The sequence below is a fragment of the Gilliamella sp. wkB171 genome (assembly GCF_001693755.1).
In the GTDB taxonomy this organism is placed as follows: Bacteria; Pseudomonadota; Gammaproteobacteria; order Enterobacterales; family Orbaceae; genus Gilliamella; species Gilliamella apicola_F.
On sequence record NZ_LYST01000008.1, the window covers coordinates 98,837 to 120,326 of the forward strand.

17 protein-coding genes are annotated in these 21,490 nt (G+C 33.4%); 5 read left to right on the forward strand and 12 right to left on the reverse strand.

Going from position 1 to position 21,490, the window contains the following annotated elements; translation table 11 throughout:
* Positions 1-18 precede the first annotated feature (18 nt).
* Together A9G03_RS00855 and A9G03_RS00860 are read left to right on the forward strand one after the other, a co-directional pair.
* Positions 19-762, forward strand: coding sequence for an SDR family NAD(P)-dependent oxidoreductase (locus A9G03_RS00855; RefSeq protein ID WP_065798143.1), 744 nt, complete (start codon positions 19-21; stop codon positions 760-762).
* A gap of 140 nt (positions 763-902) precedes the next feature.
* Positions 903-1,850 (forward strand): 5'-nucleotidase, encoded by a 948-nt coding sequence (locus A9G03_RS00860; RefSeq protein ID WP_065798144.1) that lies wholly within the window; start codon positions 903-905, stop codon positions 1,848-1,850.
* 130 nt (positions 1,851-1,980) lie between these two features.
* Here A9G03_RS00860 and A9G03_RS00865 read toward each other — a convergent pair whose 3' ends face one another.
* The 4 genes from A9G03_RS00865 to A9G03_RS00880 form a co-directional block, all read right to left on the reverse strand.
* On the reverse strand, positions 1,981-4,329 hold the full coding sequence (locus A9G03_RS00865) for a TonB-dependent hemoglobin/transferrin/lactoferrin family receptor (RefSeq protein ID WP_065798145.1): 2,349 nt from the start codon (positions 4,327-4,329) through the stop codon (positions 1,981-1,983).
* Between the two features lie 356 nt (positions 4,330-4,685).
* Positions 4,686-5,300 (reverse strand): peptide chain release factor H, encoded by a 615-nt coding sequence (gene prfH, locus A9G03_RS00870; RefSeq protein ID WP_065798146.1) that lies wholly within the window; start codon positions 5,298-5,300, stop codon positions 4,686-4,688.
* Complete coding sequence (locus A9G03_RS00875) at positions 5,300-6,388, reverse strand: RNA ligase RtcB family protein (protein WP_065798147.1); 1,089 nt, start codon at positions 6,386-6,388, stop codon at positions 5,300-5,302. The genes prfH and A9G03_RS00875 overlap by 1 nt, the downstream gene beginning before the upstream one ends.
* Positions 6,389-6,899: 511 nt before the next feature.
* On the reverse strand, positions 6,900-8,813 hold the full coding sequence (locus A9G03_RS00880; protein ID WP_065798148.1) for an enterotoxin: 1,914 nt from the start codon (positions 8,811-8,813) through the stop codon (positions 6,900-6,902).
* A gap of 510 nt (positions 8,814-9,323) precedes the next feature.
* Between A9G03_RS00880 and A9G03_RS00885 the strand changes: the two genes are divergently transcribed.
* On the forward strand, positions 9,324-10,286 hold the full coding sequence (locus A9G03_RS00885) for an arsenic resistance protein (RefSeq protein ID WP_065633571.1): 963 nt from the start codon (positions 9,324-9,326) through the stop codon (positions 10,284-10,286).
* A gap of 22 nt (positions 10,287-10,308) precedes the next feature.
* On the opposite strand, the gene A9G03_RS00890 is transcribed toward A9G03_RS00885, so the two are convergent.
* The 7 genes from A9G03_RS00890 to A9G03_RS00920 all read right to left on the reverse strand — a co-directional run bounded on the left by A9G03_RS00890 (position 10,309) and on the right by A9G03_RS00920 (position 18,264).
* Complete coding sequence (locus A9G03_RS00890; RefSeq protein ID WP_065633570.1) at positions 10,309-11,214, reverse strand: endonuclease/exonuclease/phosphatase family protein; 906 nt, start codon at positions 11,212-11,214, stop codon at positions 10,309-10,311.
* 195 nt (positions 11,215-11,409) lie between these two features.
* Positions 11,410-12,309, reverse strand: a complete 900-nt coding sequence (locus A9G03_RS00895; RefSeq protein WP_082209367.1) for an endonuclease/exonuclease/phosphatase family protein — start codon at positions 12,307-12,309, stop codon at positions 11,410-11,412.
* A gap of 280 nt (positions 12,310-12,589) precedes the next feature.
* Positions 12,590-13,516, reverse strand: coding sequence for a hypothetical protein (locus A9G03_RS00900; protein ID WP_065798149.1), 927 nt, complete (start codon positions 13,514-13,516; stop codon positions 12,590-12,592).
* A gap of 805 nt (positions 13,517-14,321) precedes the next feature.
* Positions 14,322-15,257 (reverse strand): hypothetical protein, encoded by a 936-nt coding sequence (locus A9G03_RS00905; RefSeq protein WP_065633568.1) that lies wholly within the window; start codon positions 15,255-15,257, stop codon positions 14,322-14,324.
* 224 nt (positions 15,258-15,481) lie between these two features.
* Positions 15,482-16,309 (reverse strand): MetQ/NlpA family ABC transporter substrate-binding protein, encoded by an 828-nt coding sequence (locus A9G03_RS00910; protein WP_081297467.1) that lies wholly within the window; start codon positions 16,307-16,309, stop codon positions 15,482-15,484.
* A gap of 201 nt (positions 16,310-16,510) precedes the next feature.
* Positions 16,511-17,215 (reverse strand): hypothetical protein, encoded by a 705-nt coding sequence (locus A9G03_RS00915; RefSeq protein ID WP_065798150.1) that lies wholly within the window; start codon positions 17,213-17,215, stop codon positions 16,511-16,513.
* Positions 17,216-17,301: 86 nt separating this feature from the next.
* Positions 17,302-18,264, reverse strand: a complete 963-nt coding sequence (locus A9G03_RS00920; RefSeq protein ID WP_065633566.1) for an aldo/keto reductase — start codon at positions 18,262-18,264, stop codon at positions 17,302-17,304.
* A 204-nt stretch (positions 18,265-18,468) separates the two neighbouring features.
* On the opposite strand from A9G03_RS00920, the gene A9G03_RS00925 reads away from it, so the two are divergent.
* On the forward strand, positions 18,469-19,350 hold the full coding sequence (locus A9G03_RS00925; protein ID WP_065798151.1) for a LysR family transcriptional regulator: 882 nt from the start codon (positions 18,469-18,471) through the stop codon (positions 19,348-19,350).
* A gap of 546 nt (positions 19,351-19,896) precedes the next feature.
* On the opposite strand, the gene A9G03_RS00930 is transcribed toward A9G03_RS00925, so the two are convergent.
* Positions 19,897-21,117, reverse strand: a complete 1,221-nt coding sequence (locus A9G03_RS00930; protein ID WP_143425798.1) for a hypothetical protein — start codon at positions 21,115-21,117, stop codon at positions 19,897-19,899.
* Between A9G03_RS00930 and A9G03_RS00935 the strand changes: the two genes are divergently transcribed.
* Entirely contained in the window at positions 21,116-21,373 is a 258-nt protein-coding gene (locus tag A9G03_RS00935; protein ID WP_143425799.1) for a hypothetical protein, read from the forward strand. The genes A9G03_RS00930 and A9G03_RS00935 overlap by 2 nt on opposite strands.
* Positions 21,374-21,490 lie beyond the last annotated feature (117 nt).

Sequence of the window (21,490 nt, forward strand, 5' to 3'; positions counted from 1 at the left end):
AAACAGGCATTAAATTAAATGAATACAGGAAACAAAACCGTTATTGTAACAGGTGCTTCAAGTGGAATTGGTTTTGCAATTGCTAAAGCCTATCTTGAGCGAGGTTTCAATGTCGTTGCGAATGGTCGAGATAAAGCTCGTTTAGAGCAGGCGGCTATAAACTTAGGTGAGCCCGACAATCTATTACTTGTTGCTGGGGATATTGCTAAACCGCAAACAGCAGAGATACTTTTTTCACACGCTATTGCAAGGTTTGGTAAAGTCGATATTTTAGTCAATAATGCAGGCATATTTATTTCTAAACCCGCTATTGATTATACGCAAGATGATTTAAACACCATTATCGATACAAACCTTAAAGGTTTTTTCTACCCTGCACAAACTGCCGCTAAACATATGATGGCAAATCAATCTGGGCATATCATTAATATCACTGCTGCCATTGCTATGCAACCCAATTTGACTGTTCCGGCTTTATTACCAATTATGATCAAAGGTGGCATTAATAGTGCTATAAAAGGCTTAGCGCTAGAATTAGCATCAAGTCAGGTTATGGTTAACGGCATTGCGCCAGGCATTATCGAAACCCCAATGCACCCAACTGACCCTCAAGTTCAAACGGTTTTAAAATCCATGGCGCCAGTCAATCGGATTGGACATGTACAAGACATTATTAACGCAGTGATGTACTTGACCGATTCCAATTTTGTGACTGGCACAGTTATGGTTGTTGATGGCGGCTCAACTGCTGGTAAGTGGTGATATTATTAGCATTATAAATATAAAAAAATTATTTTTTTGATCGTAATTTATTTAAAAATTTGAAGTTTACATACAATAATAATTTAACTGAATTATTAAATACTAATTATAATAAATAATTGGAAAAGGAATGATGATATATGGCATATGATTTGACAAAAAGGCTCGTCATTGGTCTGGCATCTAGTGCACTTTTTGATTTAGAAGAATCAGATAAAATTTTTAGAGAACAAGGTGAAACAAAATATCGAGAATTTCAGAGGGAACATGAAAGTGTTCCATTAAATACAGGAGTAGCCTTTCCTTTTATTAAAAGGCTATTATCTTTAAATGCTTTATCTCCACATGATCCTTTAGTAGAGGTTATTTTATTGTCAAGAAATGATCCTGATACAGGTTTAAGAGTTATGAAATCCATTGAATATTATGGATTAAGTATGACAAGAGCAGTATTTTTACAAGGTTCTTCACCATTAAAATATATTCCAGCTTTTGATATTGAATTATTTCTCTCGGCTAATAACGATGATGTAACGCAAGCTATAAAAGAAAAATATCCCGCAGGTAAAGTGTTAAAAGGAAATATACAAGATGATCCAATTGATACGGAACTTCGTATTGCATTTGATTTTGATGGAGTAATAATTGATGATGAATCTGAATGTATCTATCAATCAACACATAATATAGATGATTTTCATATGAACGAGACAATAAAAAAGAATATAATACATAATCCAGGACCGTTAAGTAAGTTTATAAAACGTTTAGCTGATATTCAAAAAATAGAGCATCAATGCAAGGAAAACGACAAAAATTATAAATCAATATTAAAGACAGCTATAGTAACCGCTAGAAATGCACCTTCTCATGAAAGAGCAATAAATACACTAAGAGAGCTTGGAATTGAAATAAATGAAGCTTTTTTCTTGGGTGGTATAGAAAAAAGTAAGGTTTTAGAAATTATGAAACCGCATATCTTTTTTGATGATCAAGAATTGCATTTGGAAAAATGCTCTAAAATTTTACCATCAGTACATATTCCTTTTGGAATTACTAATCAAAATGTTGAAAAGAATGAATTTTGATTTATAAATATTCATTCTTTTTTGAATCCAAAAAGTAAGAAAAATTATGACACAATATTTTTCTTACTAATTTTACCTCCGATCACCTCAAAATGTTAACATCATTTAATTTGAATTTTACTAGAAAATATCAAAAATTATATGAAACACTCGCTTTAAAGTTACGTGCAAGTCCATAGGTGTTTTCACCTAAATAAAGCCGATAATCCTTGTTAAATAGGTTATCAACAGAAAATCTTACTTCTGCTTTTGGTAAAAAGGTTGGTTGCCAAGTGGCAAATAAGTTTTGTAGTGAATAACCCGACGAAGGTGATAAAGAATAAGCACCAAGATCAGCAAAACCATCATGATTTCTATCTTCATGCCCTGTGCGATCTTGCTTTCTAACAAATTGCGCATTCCAACCTGCTCGAAGATTCCATTCTGGGATTTTAAAACCCGTTGTTAATGTTGCCGTGCGTGGTGCAATTGTTGCGACATAGGTTTTATAATGCATCCATGGTGCTTGAGGAGCCGTATCTCTTTCTCCTTTTTGAATTGAGTAGGTGGCACTTGCAAACCAATATTTACTGTCATAGAAAGTTTCTAATTCAAACCCGTTTACCACTAATTTACCCGGTAAATTACGATAATTAGGTTGTCCTAGCGGGCACGCCCTACCCGGACCACAAATTGAGTTATTAAATCCTCGAGTAACAAAAATTTCATCCTTAACACGCTGTCTAAACAGGGTACTACGAACTTGTAATTTATCGTTTTCTAATAATAAGTTGTTAAAGTCGAGTATATTCCCTACTCTAATTGATAAGTTACGCTCCTTATTAAGATTTCGGCTGGTAGCTGTAATCTTACCTGATCCACCATTTTTAGGTGTAAATTGAACCTCATAAGTTTCATCAATTGTTGGTGCTTGCCAAGCATAACTAATATCGCCAAAGAGCCCAACATTTTCAGTTGTTTGCCAATAAGCCCCAAATCTTGGTGTCCAACCAGAATAACTAACCGGAGAATAATCATGTCCAAAGCGAGGATCGGGATCATTATAAGCTGATGCATAATTTTTTTGTCCATGATTACGTACATAATCGTAGCGGAGACTTGGTGTTAAGACAAAGTTATCGATAGAAAGTTCATCTTGGATATAAAAACTATAATTTTGTTGTTTACCGGAAGGCATATATGCTGGTTGGAAATAACCATTATGATAATTAGGCTTATTGGCGTAATTCTTATAATACATCAACGTATCACGATCATGTAAATGCGCTTGAGCGCCAATTTTTAATGCATTATCAATAGCACCAGTAGTAAAAATACTAATATTTTCAAGTTCTACTGTTTTATCGGTATAACTTGTCCAACTTCTATTTCCCATTGTTCCTAGTGCAGCTACTGGATTGTATTTTTCTGGTCGATTATCATTTTGCTTTGTTTTGGAATAGGTTGTGTGTAAAGTAAAATTAACCAAAGGATTATACGTTGGTTGGTAATTCCATTTAAATTGCGCCGACTCATCGGTTTGATCACGTTTAACTAATTTTCTTAGCCAAGCTGCTCGATAACCATATTTTTCAATTTGTGCAGCTGTCGGAGGCGTCATTTTTTCAACATACTTTGCCGCCCATGGTTGCCATGAATCAACTTTAGAACGAATACCTGACACAGTGAATGTGTTTTCTTCATTGGGCCTAAAGTTAAGTTTTGCCATATAAGAGTCCATGTCATCTTTCGAAAACTCAAATCTTGACCCATCTGGACGTTTAAAATTACCGCTATTACGGTTAGTATAGTAAACGAGTCCATCAAACATATCATTTTCGGTTCTGCCATACACAGCAGAGGTAACCATATTTTGATGGTTATTAGAATGAAAACTATATTTAACTAATGCACCAGCTAATTTATTGGGATCAAGCAAATCAATTGCATCTTTGGTTTCCATTCTAATAACCCCACCAAATCCCCCATTACCAAATTTCACATCATGGGGACCTTTATTAACTTCTATCTGTTTAAGTAGTTCAGGCTCAATAAAAACTGAACCTTGTTGATATTTTTGGAACCCTTTTTGTGAGCCATCAACAATAATTTTAACATCCTCAACTTTACCAAATCCCCAGATATTTAACGTTTGCCCACCAGGCCTTACTGAACCGGCCGAGCTTACGCCTGGCAATGTATTTAATAATTCCGCAACATTGTCAGCTTGTTTCTGTTCTATTAAACCCGAAGAAAGCGTTGAACGACCAGCAATAACACTATTTATTTTTTTCAGTTCATTTTGTTTATTTGCACTGGCAATCACAGTAATAACATCATTTATATCTTCGCTACTACTTTGATTGTCAGCTTTAGTTTTTTTATATTGCTTTTCTTGTTCTTCATTTTTACTTGTTTCATTATTCTCATTGATTGACTGATCAGCTTGAACAGTAAAACTGGTTAGAAATAGTAGCAAACCTACCTTTTTGTAAATCATATTAAATTCCTTTCATAAAAAATACTGAATAATTAATTAAATAGATAAAATAACATTAACCACACAATTAGTAATGATAATCATTATCAGTTAGGTGGACCGCAAAGTATATGTGTTTTATGAAAGAATACAAAGAAAAACATGAATTTATTTTGTAATAGTTTTATTCAATACAAAGGTTACAAAAAATTTGATTTACCATTAAAAAAGCAGAAAGACTAGGCACTAAAGCTCGCTTTTTAGTCAAAAGAGACTGATTTAGCGCCTTTGTTTTATTGATAATAATAAAATTAATAATTTTTTTAGAATGCTTAAAAAATAACAAAAACTCAATGATTAATTAGATAAAATCATTTTTATTTGTCACAAAACGCTTCACCATAAAACACTAAGCGACTATTGCCTCGAGGAATAACATCATGAAATCGCTGACGAATCTCTTTTTGTTGTTGATATTGTTCTTCTTTATGTTCAGCCAATTTATGAGCCAATAGCAGTTTTGCCAAACGTTTATTGGCATGTTGGCTACGTTCTGATTGAACTTTGACAGTAATACCGGTCGCAATATGTGTTGCCCGTACAGCTGACTGCGTTTTATTAACATGCTGCCCGCCTGCTCCGGAAGATTTCATTGTCGAAAACGCAATAGCGCTATCTTGTATTGGGACAGGATTAGGTAAACAAGTAATACCAATAAACCAATTTTTACGTTTATGATGTGGTCGGTAAGGGCTTTGACACACCCACTGTACGGTGCCAAGCCAACGTGAGATTAATTGTTCACTTAGACAACCTTCAACAGAAATCAATACTGAACGAAATGTATTGGGCTTGTCGCCCAATATACTTTCTAACATTTCAATAGATAACGATAATTTACTCGCTTCGATAAAAAATTGTTTTATAGCTTTTGCGACCATCAATGAGCATTCATCAGGCCCTCTGGCAGACGAAAAAAGCAGTAATGCCATTAGTGACCTCCTTGTGTTTTATAATTCAATATTGGTGTAAGTTGAGCAATAACCGTTACAATATTGGCTTGTTGCATCGATTCAATCACACTATCTATTGATTTGTACGCTTGTGGTGCCTCTTCAAAAATTAAACGACTATCCTCACAAATGACACGGCTACCTAATTTTGTTCGTTTTAATTCAGCAATTGTGTAACGAGTATCGAGCTTGCTTTTACAGTCTGCTCGGCGCCATTTTCGCCCTGCACCATGAGCTAGTGACAAGAGTAGCGCTTCATTCTGTATCGGTTTAACTAAATAGCTATAATCCCCACGAGAGCCTGGTACAATAACAAGCTCATCCAACGCTGAAGATGCACCTTTACGATGCAACCAATAATCGTTATGGTCTAATGTCACTTTTTGCAAAAAATTATGACAAACATTGAGTAGTTCACGCCCGTGACTGTTGAGGTTATTGAGTAACCGTTCAGCTATCACTTGACGATTTAACATAGCAAATGCGACAGCGTTATCATGTTTTACTAAATATTCATGTGCTTCTGGACTTTCATCAGCTAAACCTTGATAACCAAATCGTGATATCTGGTTTTGCAAAATTGCATGCCCTAATCCCCGTGAACCACTATGCACTAGCAAAAATAATTTTTTAGCATCAAGTTGGTAGTGCTCAAAAAGTTGCTTGTTAAAAATTTTACTAACCTTTTGTAATTCGGCAAAATGATTCCCACCGCCAATCGTACCAAGATTATATTTATGTCGGGTATCGGGTTGATCAATATTGCCTATTTGGCGTGTTAATTTATCTATGCTTAACTTAGCAATACTAATATCGGTTTGCCAAAACCCCATACCACAACCAATGTCACTGCCAATTAATGCAGGATAAATTATTTCACGACTTAAATAAGCCGCACCAATCGGGTAACCTTTTCTGGGATGAAGGTCTGGCATTCCCACCACTTTAACCATATTGGGTAATTCAGCAGTTCCCTCTAGTTGTTCAATAGCTAAACCATCAATCCATGTTTTATTTGAAGCAATTAATGACACTTTTTCAGATAGTATCTGTATAGAATTGTCCATATATCAATCCATTAAAAATATTTTTATTGTTTAGTGCCTATAATTTAAATGCGATATAACAGATGAATAACAACCACACGAGTAAAAAAAACCACCATGACCAAAAATTAAGTTTTGTCGCCAATAAAAGCGATAAATTAACTATCAAATCATTTTCAGGTTGTGAAACTCTTTAATTTACATCAATAAACTAAGATTAGTTTTAAATTATAGGTATGAATTTAATTGGCAGGCTAAGATCAGCAGAATGAATTGAAGCAAGAATGGAAAAGTTAATTACCCAATTATTGTGCGATAAGCCTGCAAAGGTCATCTAAATAAATCATAATCAGTTCTCCTTTGCAGTTAATAATGGCGCGTATCATAATGAGCTTTTTTACTATTGTAAATAGCCTAATCGTAATATTTTTTAACCATAGGCTCTAAATCAGAGTTAAAACATCATCAATTAACATGTTTGTTTTAAAACACTTTTTAATGCCTTGTAAGTCGTATACAAGGCATATTATTGCTATTGAGGCGTTAAAGACATCACAACGGTTTCGAATGGTTCAAGGGTGATCATCGCAGTTTTATCAATAACAGCTGGTTTTGGTGCATGTGATTGACTATTGTAATCAATGTGAATGGTAAAATTCGAGTTTGCCTTTGCTGGTAACTCTAAATCATTCTGTAAATCAAGATAATACACTTGTTGTTTATCTGACGGATTACGTAAAGTAATAATGGATTTATCTTGCGTCCATCCAGCCCAACCATATACCCCTAATTTTGTGGGATCTTTACCGATCCAGTGAGTATCAAATAATACTTTTTGATTGTCTCTTGCCCAATTTGCTGCAGACGCTAGCGTATCCCAATTATTTGTGTTCATCAGTTCTGGAGTAATATACATTTCTTGTAATTGGGTCCCTGTTGCAAAATAACTCCAAACTTGATCGGCAAAGTCATTTTCGGTTTCTTGTTGCAAATTTTTTGCTTGTTTAGCATAAACAATGCCATGCAGCATTAAAGAATTTAATGGGAACAATGGACCTTTAAGTACAACTGATCGATAAGTTTCTGCATCACGATACGTTAACCACTGTTGAACTTTACTACCCGGCCCATAATAATTGACATCATCGCCTCCTCGCCAGATGGAGTCGGCATAAAATAACCATGATGGCGTAGCCTGTGTTCCGGTTGTTAAATTAATATATAAATGATCACTCGCTTTACGCATATCTTCAATTAGATGGATTGCCGCATCAAAATCACTAGTAAATTGGCTACCAGCAATCACTTTATCCGCATTGCCTGTTCCATCAAGTTTAAACATCGTAATATTTTGATTTTTTATTAATTCTAAAATCCGTTTATGGAAATTAGCATAATATTTAGGACCAGATAAAGCCAGTTTACCATCCATTGTCTCATAACCCAGTTTTAACGCATTGGCAACACGAGTATCACGTGGTTTATTGTATCCTCCCCAAGGTGACAACCAAATACCAAGTGCCGCACCATATTTTTCAGATGCAGTTTTTAATTTATTAAATTCATTAGGAAAATTATTACTAAATCCCCAGTTCCCTTGTAGATTATCCCATCCATCATCAAACAGATAACCATCAAGTTTGACTTTACGTTTTTCAACCAATTGCTCACCATATTGATCAATGCGTTGTAAAGCTTCTTTTTCGGTATAAGGATTAAAAAAACCGATATCTAGCCAAGAGTTATAATGTAAATATGGGCTATATGGTCGTTCTCGAACGTGATTAATAAATTCATTTACATTACGTCTTAATTGCCCATTTTCATAAGTACCAATATAGGTTTTATAACTTAAGGTATGATTAACTTGTAACGGGATCGCTTGCGGAATTTTTTGCAAAACACCGCCTTCATAGGCAACCGTATTGGTTAATGGATTTTCGGGAATGATAAAAAAGGTATCACTGATAATAGGTGAACTCACAACAGAACCATAAACAAATGGTGCTTGTGAATGGAATGGCATTAAAGAAACGGCTGACATTGAAAGTGCTTGTTTTTTAGGGGTGATTTGCAACTCATAACTGGCAAAATGTTTATCGTCATTGAGAATCAATAGTGTTTGAATCGCAATATCATGACCACTGAAATTTATATAAATTTGATTGTCTTTTTGTTGCAAATTATCTAATTGGAAATCTTTATCGGTCAATTTTTGTCCGGAATTCAAAGTGATCTCAAATAGTGTATTAACATTGATTGAATCATGGGTTATAGGGTTAGTAATATTAAAAGATGTGACATTTTTATTATTATCACTATCAGATAGCGTGATTTGTGTATTTTTCCCCGTTAATTGATACTCTTTAGCCCATACCGAACCAATAGGCAGGCAAAATGCAGTGAGTAATCCGACTGTGATCCAATTTTTGACATATTTTTTCATTACTACCTCCTGATGAATATAAAATTCGGAAAAAAATTAACCGAAGTATTAATATCAGTATAGGCAGTAAAATAACCATAAATTGTGATCTTTATTGCAGTTTATTGGTTATTAAAATTTGGTATAAATGACTTTTGTTTGGTTCAAAACGAAATAACAGATTGGCGTTAATAAATAGTGATTTTATCTAATTTAATTCGATTTAACTTATGGTTAAAAACAAAATTGATAATTTTAACGAAAGTATTTTGTACCAATTAACTTTGCACTTCTTTTATTATATGATGTGATAAAGCTCACATTTCTAATAATTAAGTTTTGTTAAGCAGATCAATAAACTGATTTTATCAAACGTAACTTGTTCAAGTAGGATGATCATTATTTTCTAATTAAGATCGGTTTTTCGAAAAATAATAAATATTTTATTTGCTAATAAAATCCCATTTATTTAATTAAAGATCAACAGTATGCTAAAGGGTAATTTTGAATTGATAAAAGTATTTGGTTAATATGCAAAACCTCAAACAAAAATTAGAGCAACAACAAATAGCTATTTATTTTTTAGCGGTTTTTATCGCAATGATTGTTGTTTTTTGTATAAATGGAACCTCAGTTTTTGCGACAGCCATTACTCCTGCTTTAGGGGTCATGCTATTTGTGACTTTTCTACAAGTTCCAATTGCCGATATAACAAAATTTTTGCTTTATAAGCGATTTATTGTTGCTTTAGTCATTGCCAATTTTGTTGTTATACCACTATTTGTAGGGATATTGTCTATTTTTATACCCAATGAGCCTTTGATTAAGCTTGGTATCTTATTTGTATTGTTAGCCCCCTGCATTGATTACGTTGTCACTTTTGCACATATTGGTCATGCTGATGCCCGATCACTGTTAATGGCGACACCATTACTGTTATTGCTTCAGCTGTTTTTGTTACCTTTTTATCTAAATATATTTATTGGTGAACAGGTTAAAGGACTCATTGAACCTACACCATTTATTCATGCTTTTGTATGGCTAATTTTACTTCCACTTACCATTGCTGTAATAATCCAGATATGTGCTAGTCGAAGTCAAATTATGACAAAAACAGTCAATCTATTGAATATACTACCGGTCCCCACCACCGCTTTAGCCTTATTTATTGTAATTATAGCGGTTTTACCTCAGCTTAAAGGGAATTTGTCACAAATCACATCAGTTATTCCATTTTATCTACTATTTGCTATTTTTGCGCCTTTAATTGGGTGGTTTGTTGGTCGTTTATTTCGTGTCTCCATCGCAGAAAGTCGAGCTATCGCCTTTAGTGCTGGTACACGCAATGCGTTAGTAATATTGCCAATAGCAATGGCTATTGCAGACATCATGCCAATTTTACCGGCAGTAATTGTCACCCAAACACTAGTCGAATTATTCAGTGAGCTAGTCTATATTTATTTGATTGCTAAATTAGGTAGATCATCGAAGTAAAAGTGGGCATATTGCCCACAGGTTATTGTTCAATTAATTTTAATTTAGCAATAACGGGAATATGGTCACTGACTAATGGCCATTTAATACCATTCCATTCGTTACCATCATTAGGAATCGTTAATTGTTCAACTTTCCATATTTGATTGCGACTGGTAAAGATATGATCTAAATCTAATCCCGGATTTCCTGCTGGCCAAGTGCGAGTATCTACATAATCTTTTTTAACCAACGTCCAGTATTTTTCAAGCTCTTTTATCACTTTATCATTTTTGACTGAATTAAAATCGCCGAGTAACAACATAATACCAGAAGCCAAATTAGGAAATTCAGTATCTAAATCTAAATCATCAAACACAATGCTATTAATAAACCTTGCTTGTGCCATTCTTACTTCATCTTCTTCATGCCAATCAAAATGGGTATTAAATACATAAATAGGCGAATCAAAGCCAGGAACATTAATTTTACTTAACATCAATGCTCTTTGTTCAAAAGAGCCAGACGGTAACAAAAAGGTTTTGCTTGTTTCAATAGGATATTTCGAAAGTATCGCATTACCATAATTGCCACCTTTCATATCGGTAGCTTTACCAAATAGATAGTGCATTCCTGTTTTTTCAGCGATGATTTTAGCTTGATCTACACCTCCACTACGGGTAGTATTTTGATCAACCTCTTCAAGTGTGACAATATCAGCATCCATCGCTTTAATTGCTTTAGCAACCAAATCTAAATCGACCTTGTGATGTCTAAGTCCTCCTGCAATATTAAAATTAGCAACAGTAATCTGCGGTTGAGCATTATCGGCATACACTTTATTCGGTGAACTTTGATATTGAGAAACCACTAAATCATCTGTAGCAAGTGCACTTGAAGACAGCGAAAACAATCCCAGCAAACTGAGTACAAAAAAAATTTTTTTCATATCTTTATCCTACTGCTTTTTTAGTTAAATTCATTCATATTGATTATTTGACGTTATAGCTGATATTAATTAAATTTAAATTGATACATTGCGATCACAATCACAATTTAGTGTTAATCAATAAAAAAACGTTCATATAAAAATAACACGATAAGCCATGCAGCTTATGCATGGCTTTACCGATCTTGGTTAAAACTATTTATTTTTAATTATCATTTGCACTGGGTAATGATCAGAATATTTATCTGTAAAATCATCTTTTAGCACTTTAACGTCAATAACATCCTTTTTGAGGGGAGGAGAAATATAGATATAATCATAACGTAGTGGCGTTGAAGCTTGATCATAAAATACTTTCGTTGGCGCTGTTGCGATAAATTGTTTATTTTTAATTTTCAAGGCATCAATAAAGCCTGCATCCAATAAGTTTTGTTGCACGGTATAACTTAATTGTCCATTAACAAGATTTTCTAATATTGGTCTTTGTTTCTGCTTTTCTTTAATATCATTTAACAGATTACTTTTATCGTAGGTTTGTTTATCAGCAGGTGAAAAAGAGTTCAAATCACCAGCTATAATCCATTTGCCATTGGGATCACGACTATACTTAATTGAATCAATAATTAAGTTTATTTCATCGATTCTTTTTGCCGTCCAAAATGGATTCATGTGAGTAATAACAAAATGATAATTGCCAATATCGGCATATAAAGCTCCATGCCACATATTATCAACGACTTTATTGACATTAACTATAGGATATTTTGAGGTGATTGCAACGGGGAAAAAAGCGGCATCATCTGGTTTTTCTTTCAAAAGTACAGCATATTTATGTCCATAACTTGCTGCAAATTTTTCAAGCTTTTCACGCGTAAAAAAATTCATCTCTTGCCAAGCAATAATGTCAGCATCTTGTTCTTTTGCCCAATCAATAAATTTTTGTTTACCTTCGCTTTCGTCTAATTTCATTCCATTATAGACATTGTAGCTAATAATTTTTAAATTCTTCACATCCTCAAGCGAGGCAAAAGCAGTCGATGTACTTAAAATAATACTGCCAATAATTGCAGCTAATTTTAATTTAGGTTTATTCATAACCGATTCCTTGTTTTTTTATACATGGATAGATATTATCCTGAATCTTGAGCCCGCCAAGTTTTTTATGTAATTTATGTGATATAGCTCAATAATTTCAACGAGTATAATGTTACTTGACTTTGTCATATGGCAAATCAATTATTATATTTAACTAACGAAGTGATAAGAGTTTGATTGAGGAGATGTAAGACATAAAATTGATAGAATCGATTCTATGTCTTATTAATCAGAATTAAGTAACGTATTATCTAATTTTTACACTAGACTAAAGACATTATTATTGTGTGATAAATAGATTAACTTGTTCTTGTGGTTTGACTGTTTCATCTATCTTATCAATTTCTGTTGCGTAAGTTCTATTTTTATCTTCACCATTAGTTGAACATTCACTTAGGATTGCATGTTTAGTTTGGAATGTTTCACTTGAAGTTAATTGATTATAAACGTTGGCTAACTCTTTCCCTGTTGAATTGAAAAACTTATTCCAATCTTTTACTTGTGTGTCAACAAACTCGCGCCCTTTTTTACATGTAATCGAATCTAACGAAATGGTTGGCATCACAACTTTTGGTAAATCTGCAAAATTCTTAGGCTGATAAGGAAAACTGACCTTCTCATTTTCTGGGATATCTAACGTTTTCAAAAACTCATCTTCGCGGTAGAGTTTACGTCGTTGAGATTGATATTGGTTTTCACCTTTTACAGTAACCGAGTCAGGTAATGCTTCATCAATAGAATAATCCCAAGGCGTTTTATTTCTTTCAATAAATACGTCATTAACCACATTTATTGGTAATTCAATCTCAGTCTGTTCACCATTAATAATGATAGGAACATTCTTAAGTTTTGAAGCAATCATTTTTTCGTAGACTTGTTGGTTGTTCGTATAGTAAGTCGTTAACAAAATATAATTACTCTGTGTTGGATTAATAAATCCTGAATTAGATACTATTGCAGGTTTAGCCATGAAGTTAAGTGTCTGATTATTATAAGACAAACTGTGTTTTCCATAGTCAAATGTATAATTTATACCAGATTTAGCCGGTATGATTAACTCTTTACCATCTATAGACACTTTTATTTCATTAGCAGTTGGATTGTCTATCCAACGGTCTACTGAGCCTGATTCAAGAGGATTAGAGTCAAAACAACCAACCAATCCCAAACTACAAGTAAGTAATAACGTATATTGTATTTTTTTCATCACATTCTTTTCTATTAATATTTAAATCGAGCATATACTTTATCATATCCTATGCAAAAAACGATATCTATTTTTATCAATAAAACAATAATTAACCCATGTTATACATACAGTTACCTAACATCGCTAGCTGAAGTTTGGCTGACAATATGAACAAAATTATCTAAAGCTATCCTAATAAACTATATTGATAATTGACTGCTGCTGTTGCTTATTTTAAATCCGCTTAAAATTTAGAAAGCGTTTGTAAAAAAATATTCAACAGCACCTGCTATCCGCTCTCCTGTCACATCACTTTACCAATGAGCCCCATAAATCCCCCCCACTTTATCCAAACTCATAACCATGTTTGATTATAATTGTCGCCTGATCCGAAGGTAATTGCACCAAAACAGACGCAAGCGTCCAACTTTATAAAATTCTTTTGCTGTTTTTGTAACATTGCCGGCAAAATCAACCAGCAAATTACCAACTATTTTAGAGGGTGTGTGAGGTTTTAGGTTAAATATTTATACCTAGCATTGAAAATATCTTTGCGACATTATCTGTATGTAAATCAGCATTTGACGTGTCTTGTTGCCTGCACAGTGTATGTTTTAATTTATAGCCTAACTGAAATGGTTGTTATGGTGATAAAGTAAAAAAATTATACTTTATGTCATAACATTAGAATTTATAAAAACCATGTGTTAAGAAAATAGAAGAAAGCCCAAAAATTAAAGCATAAAACTATTAAAAATAATTTTATGCTTATGTATTAAATAGCTTAGATAAAGCTTATCTTAAACTAAGCAATTAGATAATATTATTGTTTAATAAGAAAAAAGTTGAAATCTCTAGAATCTCTGAGGATATTATAATTATAATTTGTAATAGCTATATTATAGGTACGATTAGGATCAATCTGGTTGTTACAAATATTTTCTAATTGTTTTTGCTTATCAAAATCACTATCGTCCATTAACTTATTATATTTACTTACAAAATCCCCCCCTTTAAGGGTAAAAAGATGCTGCCATTGATCGTAGAGACTTTTAATATATTCTCGACCTGGCTCACATTTTATTGCATCAAGATCAACTGTTGGGAAAAAATGAGTAGAACTAATTTCACTAAATTTTTTAGGTTGATAGGGAAAACTGATTTCTTCTTCAATATCATCTTGTTTTAAAAGTTTGATATATTCACTTTCACGATAAAGTTTTGTAAGTGTCTCTGAGTAAGCATAATTTTTTGACATTTCTCGCGTTATTTCTTCAGGTAAATCCTGATCAAGTCCATAATCCCAATCATAATCCTGTTGATCAATAAATACATCATTAATTAGTTTTGCGGTAAGCGGTATTTCGGTAACTTCCCCATTAATAATGATGGGAATATTATTAATTTGTTTTTCAATAACTTTATCAGATTCGCTCTCTTTCATAGCCGAGGTAACGTAAACATTAGTATGTAAAATATAGTTACTTTGGGTAGGATTAATAATTGTAGTTCCGCCGAATTTAGCGGGCTTTATAATAAAATTGATTGAATCATTATTATAAGTCATCGTATGTTTACCATACTCGAAACTATAATTAACTTCTGACTTAGCAGGAATAGTTAATTCTTTACCATCAATTATTAATTTAATGTCGCTGGCTGTTGGATTATCGATCAAACGATCTAAGGTAGTTTTTTCAAAACATCCCGCTAAAGCAATGCTACAAAAAAATACTAAAATATATTTAATTTTTTCCATTATTTGCAAATTTCATGTCTATTGAATGAACAGTAACTTTATCAAAATAAAGTCAATAATTCCAATTAAATTAATAGATTTAAAATCTTTTAATTAATATTCATGAGAAAACATTTTATATTGATTATTTATCTACATAAGATAACCAATCATAGTTTACAATAACGAAAAAAATATCCTAATCAATTAATTAGGATATTGGGTCACCTAATAACAATTGTTTACTATTGTTGTGGCCAAATAAATCGACCTTTAGCATCAGGATCTTCATTAATAAACGTTTTAAGTTCATCAGATTGATAAAGTTGTTTCACATCTTTAGCCCACTGAGTATTTAAATTTTCTTTTTTAACAACCACCATTAACTCTAAATTAGGTGACAGTTTTTCTTGTAATAACACATTATCAGCAGGCACTTTACTTAACCAAGCAACACCGCCGGGCATAATCGCATAATCAACTTCGCTAAGCGTTCGAGGAATAATTTCGGATAATAATGTTTTAAATTTTAAGTTATATTTATTTTCAGCAATATCATTAACACTGACAGTGCCCGATTGCGCTTGAGGTTTTAATTTTATCCAACCCAAAGATTGCAGTAATAACAATGCTCTAGCGGTATTCGAAGGATCATTTGGTATAGCGATAGTTTGTCCTTGAGCAATATCGTCTAAAGATCGATGAGTTTGTGAAAATAGCGCTGCTGAAATAGAAGGTATGTGCACTAAAGAGACTAAGTCGTTATTCGTTTCTTTATTATAAACATCTAAATAAGCTTGATGCTGAGCAGCATTCATATCGATACTACCTTCAACTAAAGCTGTATTGGAATCTCGTAATGAACTAAAATTGACTAACTTGACCGTATAACCTTTTTTTTCTAATTCAGGCTTGACCACCCTTTCCATTAAAATATTATGCATACTTGGCGGTAAACCGACGACAATCTCTTTTTTTTCTAAATTATTAGCATTCGTTTCAGACTTTTGTTCACAACCAAATAAAATAAACCCCGTCACTATTATTGCTAATATATTAAAAAGTTTTTTCATTATCACTCCTCTTTTTTTAACTAGTTAAATTAACTAATTGCAATCAATATTTATTATTTTACTTATCACATTATAGGCAGCTATTTTAAATAGCGATAATACAAAAAAATTATAACTATATTCAAACTAGTTATATTAAGTTTGGTTAATGATGATAAACTAAAATCAACTAATCCTCGTTGCTTTCTGAGCATTGCTTAACTATTGTTGATAATAATAAGTTTCATCGTTTGAATCGACTTGTAATTTATTTTCTTTACCCCATTGTTCAAAATCAGGATGATGGCTTGCCTGCCACTGAATATAATTATTAACAAGTATAAGTGATTGTTCTAACTCTTTTTGCCAAAACGGTTGGGCCTTTTTGTCAATTAATAAATTGATATGTTGCTGTACTTCCTTTCCCCACCCAATTGCCAATAAAGGATCGCCAATATAATAGTCAGGTAAATGATGCGTTGAAAAGTCAATTTTTTCTAGCAAGTTAGTGATAATCCATTTTCTTGCTTTGTCATCACGTGGATCGATTTGAAGCGCTTGATAGATATAAGAACTGTCACAAAAGAATTTTCCATACCAACGAAAAGGCTGGCTATTCACTTTTTCTTGCTTACACCACTTATCAAGCGTCGGTTTTATCAATTTGCTCATCAGCGGATAGGAGAGATAAATAAGTTGAAGCTCAAGATCGTCCTCACAAAGATTGAATACAAAGGCTACAAACTCCTTTTGCTCATCAAAACACCATTTCAGGCTATCGGCTAAAAAAATATCAAGTGCAGAAAAAGCTTGCTTTCGCAATCCCTGTTCACGTAACTTACAATATTCGGCATAACTCTGCCATTTGCGATGAGATTCAATAGTGAGTAGAGTCTGTCTTAAATTGTGATTTTGATCGTTTAACATTGTTAGCAAAACAAGTTTTGAAAATATATCGGTCTATAATAAGTGATATTTTTAAACTATAACAACTTGTTTTGCTTAGTTTGCTTTTAAAGTGCACCAACAATACGATGAGGAATATAAAGCGCTTGTAAATAATTAATGTCGTCTTGGCTTAATGATACTTGTAATGCGCCAACCGCATCGTCTAAATATTTTGTTTGAGTCGCACCAATAATTGGAGCGGTAATGCCCTTAGCAAATTGCCATGCCAACGCTATTTGAGTCATTGAGGCATGATATTTTTCAGCGATTTCAGATACTCGCTCGACAATGCCCATATCTGTTTTTTCTGTACTATCATATTTATCAACTGCAGTTTTGTCGGTTTGGCTACGTAAGGTATCAGTATGCCACTGTAAGCGAGCAAGTCGTCCTGCTGCTAAAGGACTATATGGCGTTAATGAAACATTAAATTGTTTACAAATTGGAATTAATTCCCGCTCATCTTCACGATAAAGTAAATTATAATGGTTTTGCATTGAAACAAATTTAGTCCAGCCATTTTGCTCAGCGGCAAGTTGCATATTGAAAAACTGATAACCATACATGGCTGAAGCCCCTAATGCTCTAACTTTACCTGCTTTTACTAAATTATGTAATGCCTCCATTGTTTCTTCGATAGGGGTGTTATAGTCAAAGCGATGTATGATATATAAATCAACATAATCGGTGCCAAGCCGTTTTAATGATCCATTAATTTCTGTTTCTATCGCATTTTTAGATAAGTTACCTGGATTAAAATAGACTTTTGTTGCGAGGATGACTTTATCTCGAGCTATGTTATTTTTAATTGCTCGCCCAACATACTCCTCACTGGTACCCGCTGAATAAATATTTGCAGTATCAATAAAGTTAATCCCCAAATCTAAGGCATGCTTAATAATTGACTCACTCTCTGTTGGATTAAGTGTCCATGCATGCATTTTACTGGCAGGATCGCCAAAACTCATACAGCCTAAACAAAAACGTGATACGCTAATATCCGAATTGCCAAGTTTTATATAATCCATAAAAGCCCCTCTTGTTCCACATTAGTTTTAAATACATTGATGTTTAATAACATTAATATTCACGCCGCAATGAATAACTTTCGAATATAAATTAACGCAAATAAGTTAATGTCGATAATTTATTTTAGGCACAGGTTTTATTGAGATAAATATGGTATTCATTTATAGTATGATGAAATAAATTCATTAATCACAGTTGTGCTTATGTATAATTTTAACGAACTGCACTATTTTGTTGTCGTCGCACAAGCTTCTAGTTTTGTAAAAGCAGGAAAGGCATTAGGTATTTCGTCTTCAGCTTTAAGCCATAGTATGAGCAACTTAGAGACCAAGCTAAATCTACGTTTGTTTAATCGAACCACACGAAGTATGTCATTAACCGAAGCTGGCGAGCAGTTATATAAGCAAATAGCCCCACTATTTCAATCGTTAAATCAGCAAGTTAGTGCATTATCAGATTTTCTAAGCACGCCGTCTGGAACCATTAGAATTAATGCACCACATTTAGCTGTTGAGAGTATTATTTATCCTAAACTGCGTCAATTTTTACCCCGTTATCCTCAAATCAAGATCGAAATTGAAGCAGACAATAATTGGGTAGATATAGTTAAACAAGGTTTTGATATGGGATGCCGTTTGGGTAATGATATTGCTAATGATATGATTGCAGTGAAAATCTCTGCGCCATTAACGATGGCTGTCGTTGCCAGTCCTGATTATCTGAAAAGCAGGCCTCTACCTAAGCAAATTAAAGATCTTGATGAGCACCAATTAATCGGTAAGAAAATTTCTGCTCAACATGCGACAGAATTAGCTTGGGAATTCAATGACAATGGCAATATTATTAAATACCAACCTTCTTCTCAATTATCAAGCAATAGTAATTTACGTAAACAAGTGGTTTTAGATGGATTAGGCATCACATGGATAGGAAGACCAACGGTAGAAGACGATCTAGCCAAAGGCAATTTAATAGAATTATTGGAGGATTTTGCTATCACTTATGAACCATTTTATATTTATTATCCTAGTCGCAAAGGACATTCTCAAGTATTTAAATTAGTGTTAGATGCATTAAAATTTTAATGCAATTTTTAGGTGCTCAATAAATTAATACATGGCTTAAAACTGTGTATAACCGCTATCACACAAAATAAAAATTTCTGTGTTATTAAATATAATCGCGCTTAACTTCAATTTTATTGCAATCGATTAACGATCAACTAAATCAATTTATCTACACCATTATGGAATTTAAATGAAAAATTTAAACAGATAAATTCAGTTAAAAAGCTTGTCTAAGCTACCTATACACAACTAACATGATTTAAAAAAAAACTCAAAACTTGAGAACATAAAGTTGCTATTTTACTTGCTGGTAAGTTGACGATAACATCGCATAAAATATGCTTTTTTAACATAAGTTAACCTATCTCTATTCCAATAACGCTTTTTGAAAAAAACACATTTTTCACAATTATTTGATGTCGTCATTCTCATATAAAAAAAGCTTTTGTCGTTCATAACGGCAAAAGCCCATAATTTGATTTGGCTGTCTTTAATAAAAGACATGATGTTTTGATAGCTTATTGATTTAAATATAGTATTATCGCTAACGGTTATTTCACCTCGCTATGGGTAAGCACAAATAACAGTAAAGATAGGATCTTGGCTTCTTTTTGGGTAAACGCCTCCACCTGCCATATTGACTATCCACGGCCACACTCCAGATGCATCACTAAATTCACTGGTAATTAACATCGCGCCGCTAAATACTGCATCATTGTAAAAATCAAGAACCCCCCATTCGGACATAAACCCAGCACCAATTTGACGTTCGAAATAGTTTCCGTGTGATTCAGGTTTGGCACCTACAAATCCTTGATTCTCTGCAGGACTATTTGGGTCTGGAATGGCATTGGTCAAATCTTTAACGAGTGGTACGCGATAACCAGTGCTATTACACCAAGCTTGATTATTTGCCATATTCGATAGTTTTTTACCACGTGCAATAAACCACTGTTTTAATATAAAACCATATTTTATCACCGGTTTGTTATTACGATCATATCCAACGAGTTCGAATGTCTGTGGCAATTGTGGTCGGTATATTGCTCCTGGTGAATTAGAGCTTTGTTGTGTAGTCGTTGCAGCCGGGCCCGTTAAGGTTACTCGCGTCACAACTTTGGGCGTAGGATTTAGCCAAAGTTCATTATGCTCAGATCGGGTCACAGTGGCCGTGATTCCTTCATGTGTCACTGGAGGCCAAGTTAACTCACTTTCATCAATACCAGAAATTTCTAAATCGAAAAACAAATTATTTCCCCCTGTAGTTGGGAAATTGCGTTCATAAGTTGCCGGATCTCGAGATTGAGCATAAAATCCTTTTGACCACCGCCATACCTCGGTATTAGCCGGTGACGCAAATAAACTAGGTACTAACATACAAACTGCCGGAGCAGAATTAGGCTTAATATAATATTTGACAGGACGCATGTATAACGTGGCTATGCTAGGAATTCCATATTTGGTAGATAAGCTCCAAACACCACTTGTATCAAAATCAATAAGGTAAGGTGCTTTACAAATATCTAACGCCGTATCAGCATTGACAATACTACCATTTTTATCAGTAACATTAACACTTATGTTTCCTGTAGCAGAAATACCGTCGGCACCTTGCCCATCACCATCATCATCGCCCCAATAACTATAAGGAGGTCCAATTATAGTTTTTAAGTTTATAGGCCTATTGATGATGGGAATCATCATAGTAATGTCTTTAATGGTTTCACCTTCCTTGGGTAAGGCTATAGGATTTTCAGAAGATGAAGTATTGGTTGTTGAACTCATGGTAGTACCGTCAGAAAAGGTAATAACAGACAAAATATTAGCATCTGTAACTTTGGTTTTACCTTTATCAAAGGTTAAATACGGTTCACTACCTTCAATGATTTTAATAGTAACGGCCGAAAGTGCCTTTACATTAAATGAGCAAAACAATAATATCAATACAATTACAAAAAAAAGCTTAAAAAACAAACGTGATATTAAAGAAAATAAACAAGATAAAAGTAATACTGAAAAGAATTTGGAACTTAAAACATAGATCTGATAATGCCTGTAGCCATAATAATACTGCATAACATTTCATCCGTCAGTTGTTATTGTTTTATTTAAGTTTTTTTACCTTCCATTATTTATAAAAATATCTAAATCCATTTGT